Origin of the sequence: Micromonospora inaquosa (genome assembly GCF_003857055.1) — a bacterium.
Classification (GTDB): Bacteria; Actinomycetota; Actinomycetes; order Mycobacteriales; family Micromonosporaceae; genus Micromonospora; species Micromonospora inaquosa.
In genome coordinates this window covers 1-11893 of sequence record NZ_QGSZ01000128.1, presented here as the reverse complement: position 1 = coordinate 11893, position 11893 = coordinate 1, and the positions used below count along the sequence as shown (strand labels likewise).

Genomic DNA, 11893 nt, shown 5'->3' with positions numbered 1-11893 from the left:
GCCAGCACCGCAGCCCGGTACGGCGGCACCCCAGGCAGGCGGGCCGGCAGCGCAGCCCGGCGGGCCCGTGTCGCAGGCGGTGGGGCCCGGTGAAGACGGGTCCGTCGACGGGCCGGCGCGGCCGATTGCCGAATCGCCGTGGGCGTATCCGCCGCAACGCCCGGCTGGAGCGACGCCCGCCCAGGACGAGGTCAGCGCGACGCCTCCGATTCCGCCGCCGCCCGTCGTGCCGTACGCCGGTCCCGCGCAGGCGCATCCGGGGCAACCGTTCAACCCGGCCATCCCCGGGCAGGCCGGCTCGGCGCAGATTCCGCCGCCGCCCGACCTGACGCAGTTCAGCAACCCGCCGCACAGCCCTCCCGCGCCACAGCCCGCTCCGCCACAGACCGGGCCGGCGAGCCCACCGCCTGGGCCGTTTCCGCCCTCGCCGGGTTGGTACCCGCCGCCCTGGCAGCAGGGCTCGCCCGGCGGCACGGCCTGGCAGCAAGGCTCGCCCGGCGGCACGCCCGGGCAGCCGTACCAGGAGGTCGACGGGGTGGCCCGGGTGCCGGCCCCGGGGTACCCGGATGCGACCGCGTACCCGGATGCGAGCTGGACGCCGGAGGAGACCGCCGCGCCGACCGCCGAGGACTTCGCCCGACGCCGCCAGGTCCGACCCGCCGATCCGGTGGCGACCATGGGTGTACGCGCGGTGGTCAACAAGATGGGTCTGCTCCGCCTCTCCCCGGGGCGGCACGAGCAGGAGCTCAAGCGGGACATCGAGATGGTGCGCCGCAACTTCGGCGGTCTGCGGCAGGTGACCGTGGTCAACCCGAAGGGTGGCGCGGGGAAGACCGTGGCCATCCTGCTGCTCGCGATGACGTTCGGTCAGAAGCGCGGCGGCTACGTGCTGGCCTGGGACAACAACGAGACCCAGGGCACCCTGGGGATGCGAGCCCAACAGGACTTCCACTCCCGCACGGTGCGGGACATGCTGCGTGACCTCGGGCAGTTCCAGGGCGCGCACGGGCGGGTCGGTGACCTGTCGCAGTACGTCCGCTCACAGGGCGAGGGGATGTTCGACGTCCTGGCCTCGGACGAGTCGGCCACCGGTGGCGAGATGTTGACCGCCGCCGCGTTCGCCGAGATCCGCGAGGTGGTCAGCCGGTTCTACAAGTTGATCTTCGTGGACACCGGGAACAACGTCCGGGCACAGAACTGGCAGGCGTCGATGGACGCCACCGACCAGTTGGTGGTCACCATGTCGGCCCGTAACGACTCCGCCGAGACCGCCGCCCGGATGCTCGACCATTTGGAGCAGAGCGGCCGGCAACGGCTGGTCCGGCAGGCCGTGACGGTGGTGTCGATGCCGCCGTCCCGCAAGGAGATCGACCTGCCGGCCATCCAGGAGCACTTCGCGGCCCGCACCCGGGCGGTGCTGCTGGCCCCGTACGAGCGGCTCATCGACAGTGGCGAGCCGATCCGGTACGGCGGGCTCTCCTCAGCCACCCGGGACGCCTGGCTGAAGATCGCCGCCGCGGTCGCCGAAGGGCTGTGACCCGCCGGCGGCCGGCCCGATGTCGGGGCCGGCCGCCGGGGCGGGGTCAGTTGCTCGCCAGCGCGTCCGCCGCTTCCGGGTCGCAGTCGCGCAGGAACTGGGCACAGCGGGCCGCCTCGTCGGCCTCGCCGATCTCGTCGGCCGCCCGGGACAGCACGTACAGGCAGCGGAGGAAGCCCTGGTTGGGCTCGTGTGACCACGGCACCGGGCCGTGCCCCTTCCACCCACTGCGGCGCAGCTGGTCGAGGCCCCGGTGGTAGCCGGTGCGGGCGTACGCGTACGCCATCACCACCTGGCCCTGCGCGAACGCCCGCGCCGCGAGCTCCGCCCAGGCCGCGCTGTAGGTCGGGAAGCCGGCCGCCACGTTGGCGTACGCCTCATCGGTGCCGGCCTCGTCGGCGGCGGCCAGGGCGGCGTCGGCCTCGTCGTTCACGGGCAGGCGGGTGGCCGGTGGCTCTGGCAAAAGGTTCTGCATCGCCCCATTCAACCCGCTGGACACTGCGACACGCGAGCGGGTCGGCCAACGTGTTCCGCTGAACGGCTGAGGAGTTGGTCACGCCTGCGGCCTATGCCGCTGCCTGGTGTTTTCCACTACAACTAATAGTCCGGAGCCTCCCCAGGAACCGGTTATGCAGGAGCCCGGTGGCCACGACCGCCGGGCTCCTGTCGGTTCCATCCCGGGCCCGAGGTTTGGCCGGCCCCGGCGAGCGGGCAGGATGGCCCGGTGCCGACCCCACCTCCCGCAGACGTCATCGAACCGCACCTGCACGCCGGCGAGATCCAGACTCGGGCCGAGTTCGATCAGCAGTTGGCCACCGGTCAGCTGACCGGGCTGACCGTGCAGGGCCTGCGGCTCGACCTCACGCCGGCGCCCGACCTGACCGGCGTGGACGTCACCGGCACCCTCTTCGTCGGTTGCCGGTTCGCGTCCCGGGACGTGGGCGCCGACCTGGTCCGGCGCGGCGCGAACGTGGTGCCGCCGTTCTCGGGGTTGCCGTACCCGACCCAGCCGACGCACCTCTACACCCCGGAGGAGTTGGCCGCCGGGTTCGCCGAGGGCGGGTTCACCGGGATGTACGACACCCGGGTGTACGACCACTACCGAGCGCACGGTGGCGCGCTGCCGGACGTCAAGGAGGCGCTGGGTCAGCGGCTGCACGACCACGGCGTGGACAACGCGCTGGGCGACGCCACCCGGGTCTGGCTGAGCGCGCACGGGCCGCAGTCGGTGGTGGGCATCATGGGCGGCCACGCGGTGCGGCGCGGCAGTCCCGCGTACCGGATGGCGGCGGTGTTGGGTTGGGAGCTGGCGCGGGCCGACCGGCTGGTGGTGACCGGCGGCGGCCCCGGGGTGATGGAGGCCGCGAATCTCGGCGCCTACCTGGCGGACCGGCCGGCGACCGATGTCACGGCGGCGATCGACCTGTTGGCCACCGCCCCCGACTTCACCGACCACCAGCGGTACACGGCCGCCGCGTTGACGGTCCGGCAACGGTACGCGGGGGTGCCCCGGCAACGTGGCGACGACCTGGGTTGGGCCCGTGCCGGTGGGCTGGCCATCCCGACCTGGCTGTACGGGCACGAGCCGGCGAACCTGTTCGCCGGGCGGATCGCGAAGTACTTCTCGAACGCGATCCGGGAGGACACCATCCTGCGCCTCGCCCGGGGTGGCATCGTCTTCGCGCCGGGGCGGGCGGGCACTGTGCAGGAGGTGTTCCAGGCGGCCACCAAGACCTACTACGGCACCGACGGGGCCAGCGGGGCGTACATCTTCCTGGACCGCGCCTACTGGACGCAGGAGTTGCCGGTGGAGGCGCTGCTGCGCCCGCTGCTGGCCGCGTCCCCGTTCGGTGACCTGTCGTCGACGATCCACCTGACCGATGACGTTCGCGAGGCCGTACGCCTGCTGACGACCTGACGACGACGGCCGGCGCCCCGTGCGGGGTGCCGGCCGTCGGTGGGACGTTGTTACTTGGTCATCGTGGTGCCGGTGGAGCGGAGGTGCTCGCACGCCTCGACGACCCGGGCGGCCAGGCCGGCCTCGGCGGCCTTGCCCCAGGCGCGCGGGTCGTACTGCTTCTTGTTGCCGACCTCGCCGTCGATCTTCAGCACGCCGTCGTAGTTGCGGAGCATGTGGTCCGCGACGGGGCGGGTGAAGGCGTACTGGGTGTCGGTGTCGATGTTCATCTTCACCACGCCGTAGTCCAGAGCCTCGCGGATCTCGCTCAGCAGGGAGCCCGAGCCGCCGTGGAAGACCAGGCTGAGCGGCTTGTCCTTGCCGTACTTGGCGCCGACCGCCTCCTGGATCTGGTTGAGGATCTCCGGACGCAGCTTGACGTTGCCCGGCTTGTAGACCCCGTGCACGTTGCCGAAGGTCAGCGCCGCCATGTAGCGGCCCTTCTCGCCGAGGCCGAGCGCCTCGACCATGGCCAGGCCGTCCTCGGTGGTGGTGTAGAGCTTGTCGTTGATGGCGTTCTCGACGCCGTCCTCCTCGCCACCGACGACGCCGACCTCGATCTCGAGGACGATCTTGGCCTTGGCCGCCTCGTCGAGGAGCTGCGCGGCGATCTGCAGGTTCTCCGCGACCGGAACGGCCGAACCGTCCCACATGTGCGACTGGTAGAGCGGCTCCTCGCCGCGCTTCACCCGCTCCTGCGAGATGCCCATCAGCGGACGGACGAACTTGTCCAGCTTGTCCTTCGGGCAGTGGTCGGTGTGCAGGGCGATGTTGACCGAGTACTTCTTGGCCACCTCGTGCGCGTACGCGGCGAACGCCACGGCGCCGGTGACCATGTCCTTGATCGACGGGCCGGAGAGGTACTCGGCGCCACCGGTGGAGACCTGGATGATGCCGTCGCTCTCCGCGTCGGCGAAGCCCTTGAGCGCCGCGTTCAGCGTCTGGGAGGAGGTCACGTTGATCGCGGGGTACGCGTACCGGCCAGCCTTGGCGCGGTCCAGCATCTCCGCGTAAGCCTCGGGGGAAGCGATGGGCATGTGATGTGCTCCTTACTTACCACTCTCGGCCTTGCTGGCCGCTGTTCTTCATTTGTGCGCCGGACCGCGCTGTCCTCCGCCCGGAAGTATCCCGCAGGTGAGGTGCGGCGGAACAACCGACCCGGGTGCTAGCCGTTCACCGGCGGTCCAGGTTGTCCGGCACGATGACGCTGATCAACCAGGTCACCACGGTCATCACGATGGCTCCCCAGAACGCCGGCCAGAATCCGTCCACCTGGAACGGCAGGTCGAGCCCGCCGGCGATCCGGTCGGTGAGCAGGAACAGCAACGCGTTGACCACCAGTGCGAACAAGCCCAGGGTCAGCAGGTAGAACACGCAGCCGACAACCCGGATCACCGGTTTGAGCACCGCGTTGATCACGCCGAAGATCAGCGCCACCACGATCAGGGTGAGGACGGTGTTGCCACCCGACCGGGCGTGCACGTCCACCCCGGGCACGATCAGCGTGGTTATCCACAACGCGACCGCGGTGATCGCCAGTCTGATGAGGAAGCCCACGGCACCATCCTGGCATCGGGTCGCGTCGCCGAGGGCTGATTCGGCCTACTCCGCTTCCGGGCGGTACGCCCACCCAGCCCGTACGGTGGGTGGGAACCGTGCCCCGAGACCCCCCGGGAGGGACGATGGGTCAGCCCGATGAGGACTTCATCCCCGGCGATCACCTCGCGCCCAACGAACGCGACCCGGAGGCCGATCCGGCGGACGCGGTGGAGCAGGCCATGGTCGCCGGCCCCGCCGACGTCGACGGTGAGCCGCATCGCGGTCTGGAGGTCGACGACTGGGACGCGATGGAGCAGGCCCGGGTGGTCACCGGGGACGAGGACGACTACCGCTGAGCACTCCGCCGGGTCGCCTGCCCGTTGCGCCAGAGGGTGCTCAACCGTTCGGATCATTTGACAAATATCGATCCCAAAGGGTTACCGGAGGAGCTGACGTCTCCCTAGGTTGGACGAGCGCCACCTGCGCCCCCACGGGAGGACCCCCATGCTCAAGCACTGGCTCCGTTGGCTGACCGGGCTCGGCGCCGCCGGCGCGTTGGTCGCCGCCTCCGCCACCCCCGCCGTCGCCGCGGCCCCAATCGCGCCCTACTTCCAGGACACCACCCTGGCCGTCGGTTCGGCGCCGACCACCCGGGGCCTGCTCCTGTACGCCGACGAGCCGACGACCCTGTCCAAGGTCTCCGTGCGGTACGACTACCGCTCCCTCGCGGACAAGATCACCATCGCCCCCGAGGACGGCCAGCGGTGCACCGCCCCGGAGCCGGGCGCTCTCGTCTGCGAGGAGCCCTTCGACGTCGTCCTCTACGAGACGCCGCCGCTCGGCAGCGGGATCTACCGCAACGGGGCCAAGCGGGTACGCATCGGCCTCACCGAGGATGCGCAGCTCGGTGACTCCGGGGACGTCGTGGTCAGCTTCGAGGCGGCCGGCGGGCGGCGGGGCAGCTACACCTCGCGCGTCCGGGTCGGCGAGGGGGTCGACCTGGCCGGCGGACCGTACACCACCGTCTCGTCCAAGCCGGGCGGGAAGTTCACGGTGCCGCTGGCCGTGGCCAACGCCGGCCACACGACCGTCGAGGGGTTCGTCGCGGTCTTCGACCTCACCTACTCGATCCGGACCAGGGACCGCTTCAGCAACTGCCGCTACTCCGACGACCACCTGGTCTCCTGTCAGTTCGACGAGAAGATCCCGGTGGGCAGCGGGCTGGCCACCACACTGAACTTCGAACTCGCCAAGGACACCTACGCCCCCACCAACCAGTCCGGCTACGCACAGTTCATGACCACTGCCGACTTCGAGGACCTGACCCGGGTGCGGGAAACGGTCGGCGCTCGGGCGGCCACCCCCGGCAACGGCCCCAAACTGACTCTGGCCAAGGCACCCGGCGCAACGCGGCAGGCCGACCAGACCGACATCGGGCCGGGCAACGACTCCACCGGGTGGACCATCAAGACCACCGGCACGAACGGCACCGACCTCGCGGCGATCGGCGCCTCACTCAAGGGCCCGGCCGGCGCCGTCGTCACGGCCACCGTCGGCTTCCGGAACAACGGCCCGGCGACGCTCGACAATGTGAGCGAGGAGTACGAGGCCGCCGCCCACTACGACGTCGAGCTACCGCCGGGGACCTCCGCCGTCGAGGCCCCGGAGGCCTGCTGGTTGCGGCCGGGCACTCGCACGTACCAGTGCGCCTCGGAGATGCTGCTGGTGGCCGGGCAGACCTACACCCTGAAGTTCCGGCTGCGCATCGACAAGGTCATCCCCAACGCCCGAGGCACGGTCTGGGTCAACGCGCCGTGCGACTGCGCTGGCGGCAGCAGCTTCCAGGACGACATCAAACCGGCCAACGACAAGGCCGCCATCGTGGTCAACGCGTCCCAGGGCGGCGGCGGCCAAGGCGATGGCGGCGGTGGCGGCGACGGTGGCGCGCTGCCCATCACCGGCACCCCCACCAACCTGATCGCCGGCATCGGCGCCCTGCTGCTCGTCACCGGTGTGGGCGGCTACCTGCTCGCCCGACGCCGAAGCAACCGCTTCGTCGCCTGATCCAACCCGCTCGCCCGACCGGCGCCCCGCCGTCCCGTACCTGGCCGGCGGGCGCGCTGGCGTCCGTCATCGGACCGGGTTGACCCGCTCCGGGTGCTGCGCCACCCACTGCGCCAAGCGATCCTCGCTGAGCGCGGCGAGGAACGCCCGACCCTGCTTCGGGTCCAGTCGCAGCCGCGTAGCGTCGTCCGTCGGGGGGCCGACCGGAAGGCTGAGCCCCACCGGGTCGACGCTCTTGAGCTCGGGTAGCACCGCCACCAGCTTGGTCAGCGGCAGGCCGTCGTCGTCGACCGCCAGACCCTTACCGGGGGCCGACAGCAGCGCGGCGAGCCGCACCGGATTGGTCAGCACGTCCTGCCCGACCACCCGCCGGATCAGCCCGCCGACATAGCGCTGGGCGTTACGGTCCCGGTCGGACGCGCCGTCGGGCAGGTACCGCCGTTGCCGCAGCAGGTCGACGGAGGCATCCCCGTCGAGGCGCTGACAGCCGGCCGGGAACGTCCGGCGGGTGTGCCAGGACTCGACCTTCTTCGGCAGGCAGACTTCCACCCCGTCGACAGCCTCGGTGATCCGGCGCAGCCCCGCGAAGGTCAGCACCGCGCCGGCGTCGACGCGTACCCCGGTCAGGTCGGCGACCACCCGGCGGGTCAGGTCGTAGCCGGCGTCCAGGTCGGGCCGAGGCTCACCGGCACCGGTGAAGAAGGCGCTGTTGAGCTTGTCGATCCCGCGGCCGGGGATCGACACCTCCAGGTCGCGTGGCAACGAGATGAGGTACGGCCGGCTCCGGTCGGCCGGGATGTGCACCAGCAGGACGGAATCCGCCAACCGGTACGGCGGTTGCTCGCCGAAGCCGTCCACCCCGAGCAGCAGGATGTTCAGCGCCTCGGGCGGGACGTCAGCCGGTCGGCCGGACATCGCCGGGCCATCTGCCGGCCGATCGGGGCGCAGTTGCGGCACCCCGACTCCGAGCGCGGCGAGCAGGGCGAGCGTGACGCCAGCGGCCTGGAACCGCTGCCGGCGGCGACGGCGGGTAGCGGCGAGCCGGTCGATCGCCGCCCGCAGCGGGCCGGTCGACGGGGTCAACGGTTCGTGCCGAACGAACGCGGCACGCAGGTCATCCTCGATCACGTTCATGCCTCCACGTACTCGGTTCGGAGCGTCGCCAGGGCTCGGGAGATGGACGATCGAACGGTCCCGACGGCGCAGCCGAGGATGTCGGCGATCTCGATGTCAGGCAGGTCCTCGTAGTAGCGCAGCACCAGGGCGGCCCGCTGCCGTCGTGGCAGCCGGGACAGCCAGGACCAGATCTGATCCCGGTCCACGGCGGACTGGGCGTGGTCGGTGAGCGCGGGCATCGACGCGTCGGGCTCCCCGCGCAGCAGCACCCGGCGGACCCACGAGCCGCGCCGCCAGTCGATGTACTGGTTGGTGAGCATCCGCCGCACGTAACGCTCGGGCGAATCCGCGCGGGCGACCCGACGCCAGTTGAGCTGAACCCGGACCATGGTTTCCTGAACCAGGTCCTGGGCCTGGTGCGGGTCACCGGTCAGCATGACCGCGTACCGCAGTAGCGGGGCCAGCCGCGTGTCCGCGAACTCCTCGTACGTCACTGCACCTCCAGGGGGCTCCTGCCATAGATGACGGGAGCGGACCTGCCGAACATTGCGGTGACTCCGATCAACCTCTGGTCCGCTGGAGGAACCTCTCATGCTCACCCACTCCACCCGGCGTTGGCTTGCGGGGCTGGGTTGAGCCGCACGGCGCGGGCGGGTGGTGACGGGCCGGTCCGGCGCGGCCGGGGCGCTGGGCTTCGGTACCCTTTGTGGCCGTGGACACAGCTGAGAAGACCCGCGCTCTCGTGGAGAGCGTCGCCCTGAACCCGCTCGATCCCAAGGATCTGTTGCAGACCTTCGGGCTGATCGGCGTGTGGGTGATCCTCTTCGCCGAGACCGGCCTGCTGGTGGGCTTCTTCTTCCCGGGTGACTCGCTGCTGTTCCTCGCCGGGGTGGCCTCGTCGCCGGTGGCGGACGCGATCTTCGGCGACGGCACCCGACTCTCCCTTGCCGGCCTGCTGATCGGTGGGCCGATCTGCGCGGTCGTCGGCGCCCAGTTGGGGCACTGGCTCGGCGCGCGGTACGGCCGGCCGATGTTCGAGCGGCCGAACTCCCGGCTCTTCAAGAAGGAGTACGTGGAGAAGGCCGAGTACTACTTCCAGAAGTTCGGCCCGGCGAAGGCGGTCGTACTGGCGCGCTTCATTCCGATCGTCCGGACGTTCCTCAACCCGGTCGCGGGCGCGCTCGGCATGCCGGCCCGGAAGTTCCTGCTCTGGAACATCGTCGGCGCGGTGCTCTGGGTGGACGGCATCCTGCTGATCGGCTACCTGCTGGCCGAGCAGATCTACCAGGCCATCGGCGACAAGATCGACCACTACATCCTGCCGGTGGTGGCCCTGATCATTGTGATCTCGGTGCTGCCGATCTTCTTCGAGTTCCTTCGCGACCGGCGGGCTCGTAAGCGCGGCGAGGCGGTCGCGGTGGTCGCGGCGGCCAGTGCCGCTGGCGCGGTGGAGGCGACCCGCGAGGCGTTCGACCACAACCGGCACCAGCAGGGCCACCAGCGCCCGGAGCACGGTCAGGACCGTTGAGAGGTACGACGACGGCCGGCCCCCTGGAGAGGGGGTCGGCCGTCGGCATGTCGAACCCGGCCTCCGGTGGTGCGACCGGGGACGAGCAGGTGTCAACCACCGGTGGCGCCACCCCTGGCTCGCCACCGGACGCCGTCCCGGCTCGGGACGGCGTGTAGGTGCCTACGTCAGCGAGCCTTCTTGGTGGCTCGCTTACGCGGCGGGGTCAGCAGGTCGGCGATCGTCGCGATCGCACTCGGGACCAAGCTGTAGTACGCCCAGACACCGCGCTTCTCCCGCTGCAACAAGCCAGCCTCGGTGAGGATACGCAGGTGATGACTGACCGTCGGCTGAGAGAGGCCGAGCGGCGCCGTCAGGTCACAGACGCACGCCTCGCCCTCGGGGGCCGACTGGATCAGGCTGAGCAGCCGCAGCCGAGCAGGGTCAGCAAGGGCCTTGAGGACCCCGGCGAGACGCTCGGCATCGGCACGTTCGATCGGCTCGCCGTTTAGCGGCGAGATCTGAGGCATAGTCATTTCGGCCAACGCAGTTCCCACGTATTCCATCCTTCCACCAGCAGCATCGATCCGCCTGCATATCAGCAGATCCGAATCGGCAGACTTTTACGCCACAAGGCCGAGGTCAGCCAACGTATAGGCCGCCCGGTACGGCAATCCGGCGGCTCGCACCGCGTCGCCGGCGCCTCGATCAACAATAACCACCACGCCCACGACTTCCGCCCCGGCCTCGCGAAGTGCCTCGACAGCGGTCAAAACACTTCCGCCCGTCGTGGACGTGTCCTCCACCGCCAACACGCGGCGGCCGGCCACCTCCGGTCCCTCGATCCGTCGCTGAAGACCGTGGGCCTTGCCCGCCTTACGCACCACAAAGGCGTCCAGGGCCCGGCCGGTCGGAGCGGCGGCGTGCAGCATCGAGAGCGCGACAGGGTCCGCACCCAGGGTGAGGCCCCCGACCGCGTCGAACTCCCAGTCGGCGGTGAGGTCGAGCAACACCCGGCCGACCAGAGGAGCGGCCCGGTGATGGAGCGTGACGCGCCGCAGATCCACGTACCAGTCTGCCTCGCGCCCCGACGAGAGCACGACCCGGCCGTGGACCACAGCCAGGTCGGTAATGAATTTACGCAGGTCGTCGTGGTCCCCCATGGCGATAGAGGTTACTGCGCAACTCTGAACGCCGTGTGCGGGGTCCACCCTGATCAGCCCCGGGGCGAACCGATGACTGGCGATGTTCGACTACGCTCAGCAACTGGTCTGACAGCGGCGCGCCAGCGCCGTCCCATCGTCCGATCGCTGTCGACGGGCCCGTCGAAGCTCAGCGCTCGTCGCGGCCGATCCGGCCGCGGGTGTCCCGGGCGACCGCTTGGAGCAGCCGCCGCGGCGCGTGTCGCATGCCGGCGACGACCACCTTGTACTTCCACGCGGGGATGCTGACCATCTTGCCTTTGCGCAGGTCACGCAGGGCTTCGTCGACCACATCCTCGGCCCGCAGCCACAGCCACTCCGGCGTCTTGGACATGTTGATGCCGGCCCGCTGGTGGAATTCCGTGCGGGTGTAGCCGGGGCAGAGGGCCATCACCTGAACGCCGAACGGCCGCGTCGACTGGCCGACGGACTCACTGAAGTTCGTGACCCAGGCCTTGCTGGCGGAGTACGTCGATCCGGGCATCGCGGTACCGAAACCGGCGACCGAAGAGACATTTATCACTGCCCCATTTCGGCGTTCGGTCATCGGTCGTAGCGCCGCAAGGGTCAACCGCATGACCGCGTGCACGTTGAGCCGCAACAGTCGTGCCTCGTCCTCCGCCGTCGAGCGCAGGAACGGTTTGTTCAGGCTGATGCCCGCATTGTTGACCAACAGGTGCACCGGGCTGCCCTCGGCGAGCCGCCGCTCGACGGTGGCGCAGCCGTCGTCGGTGGACAGATCCGCTGGGATCGTCTCCACCTCGCTGCCGTACGTGGAACCCAACTCGGTGGCCAGCTCGCTCAGCCGCGCCGCGTCGCGGGCAACCAGCACCAGGTGCCAGCCGTCGGCGGCCAACCGCCGGGTGAACGCCGCGCCGATGCCGGCGGTGGCCCCGGTGATCAGGGCTCGGCGCTCGGCGGTCGTGGCATCGAGCGTCACGTTGCGGTCCTCACCTGGGCGGGTACGGGGG

Annotated in this window: 13 protein-coding genes; 5 read left to right on the top strand and 8 right to left on the bottom strand. The window is 70.5% G+C overall.

Annotated elements, in window-relative coordinates:
• The coding region (locus DLJ59_RS37185; RefSeq protein WP_482805353.1) for a MinD/ParA family ATP-binding protein at positions 1–1537 on the top strand (1537 nt) is incomplete at its 5' end.
• 46 nt (positions 1538–1583) lie between these two features.
• On the opposite strand, the gene DLJ59_RS03855 is transcribed toward DLJ59_RS37185, so the two are convergent.
• Positions 1584–2012, bottom strand: a complete 429-nt coding sequence (locus DLJ59_RS03855) for a DUF3151 domain-containing protein (RefSeq protein WP_124771131.1) — start codon at positions 2010–2012, stop codon at positions 1584–1586.
• Between the two features lie 249 nt (positions 2013–2261).
• Between DLJ59_RS03855 and DLJ59_RS03850 the strand changes: the two genes are divergently transcribed.
• Entirely contained in the window at positions 2262–3455 is a 1194-nt protein-coding gene (locus tag DLJ59_RS03850) for an LOG family protein (RefSeq protein ID WP_124771130.1), read from the top strand.
• A 50-nt stretch (positions 3456–3505) separates the two neighbouring features.
• On the opposite strand, the gene fbaA is transcribed toward DLJ59_RS03850, so the two are convergent.
• Together fbaA and DLJ59_RS03840 are read right to left on the bottom strand one after the other, a co-directional pair.
• On the bottom strand, positions 3506–4531 hold the full coding sequence (gene fbaA / locus DLJ59_RS03845) for a class II fructose-bisphosphate aldolase (protein WP_124771129.1): 1026 nt from the start codon (positions 4529–4531) through the stop codon (positions 3506–3508).
• Between the two features lie 136 nt (positions 4532–4667).
• Positions 4668–5051 (bottom strand): phage holin family protein, encoded by a 384-nt coding sequence (locus DLJ59_RS03840; RefSeq protein WP_124771128.1) that lies wholly within the window; start codon positions 5049–5051, stop codon positions 4668–4670.
• Positions 5052–5176: 125 nt separating this feature from the next.
• Here DLJ59_RS03840 and DLJ59_RS03835 point away from each other — a divergent pair, with 125 nt between their 5' ends.
• Together DLJ59_RS03835 and DLJ59_RS03830 are read left to right on the top strand one after the other, a co-directional pair.
• Positions 5177–5389 carry a hypothetical protein gene (locus tag DLJ59_RS03835; protein ID WP_124771127.1) on the top strand — a complete coding sequence of 71 codons (213 nt, stop codon included), beginning with the start codon at positions 5177–5179 and terminating at the stop codon, positions 5387–5389.
• A 148-nt stretch (positions 5390–5537) separates the two neighbouring features.
• The gene (locus tag DLJ59_RS03830; protein WP_124771126.1) at positions 5538–7097 is read left to right on the top strand and encodes an LPXTG cell wall anchor domain-containing protein; all 1560 of its coding nucleotides are present in this window, start codon (positions 5538–5540) and stop codon (positions 7095–7097) included.
• Positions 7098–7163: 66 nt separating this feature from the next.
• Here DLJ59_RS03830 and DLJ59_RS03825 read toward each other — a convergent pair whose 3' ends face one another.
• Both DLJ59_RS03825 and DLJ59_RS03820 read right to left on the bottom strand, forming a co-directional pair.
• Positions 7164–8231 carry an LCP family protein gene (locus tag DLJ59_RS03825; RefSeq protein ID WP_244235811.1) on the bottom strand — a complete coding sequence of 356 codons (1068 nt, stop codon included), beginning with the start codon at positions 8229–8231 and terminating at the stop codon, positions 7164–7166.
• Positions 8228–8707: a SigE family RNA polymerase sigma factor gene (locus DLJ59_RS03820; protein WP_124771125.1), complete on the bottom strand. Its 480-nt coding sequence runs from the start codon at positions 8705–8707 to the stop codon at positions 8228–8230. Before DLJ59_RS03820 ends, DLJ59_RS03825 begins: the two co-directional genes overlap by 4 nt.
• Positions 8708–8919: 212 nt before the next feature.
• Between DLJ59_RS03820 and DLJ59_RS03815 the strand changes: the two genes are divergently transcribed.
• Positions 8920–9741 carry a DedA family protein gene (locus DLJ59_RS03815; RefSeq protein ID WP_124771124.1) on the top strand — a complete coding sequence of 274 codons (822 nt, stop codon included), beginning with the start codon at positions 8920–8922 and terminating at the stop codon, positions 9739–9741.
• Between the two features lie 167 nt (positions 9742–9908).
• Here the strand turns inward: DLJ59_RS03815 and DLJ59_RS03810 are convergent, their stop codons facing one another.
• From DLJ59_RS03810 to DLJ59_RS03800, 3 genes are all read right to left on the bottom strand, one after another.
• The gene (locus tag DLJ59_RS03810; protein WP_030332125.1) at positions 9909–10286 is read right to left on the bottom strand and encodes an ArsR/SmtB family transcription factor; all 378 of its coding nucleotides are present in this window, start codon (positions 10284–10286) and stop codon (positions 9909–9911) included.
• A gap of 57 nt (positions 10287–10343) precedes the next feature.
• Positions 10344–10883 carry an orotate phosphoribosyltransferase gene (pyrE, locus tag DLJ59_RS03805; protein ID WP_112586136.1) on the bottom strand — a complete coding sequence of 180 codons (540 nt, stop codon included), beginning with the start codon at positions 10881–10883 and terminating at the stop codon, positions 10344–10346.
• 169 nt (positions 10884–11052) lie between these two features.
• The gene (locus tag DLJ59_RS03800) at positions 11053–11862 is read right to left on the bottom strand and encodes an SDR family NAD(P)-dependent oxidoreductase (RefSeq protein WP_124771123.1); all 810 of its coding nucleotides are present in this window, start codon (positions 11860–11862) and stop codon (positions 11053–11055) included.
• Between the last annotated feature and the right edge of the window lie 31 nt (positions 11863–11893).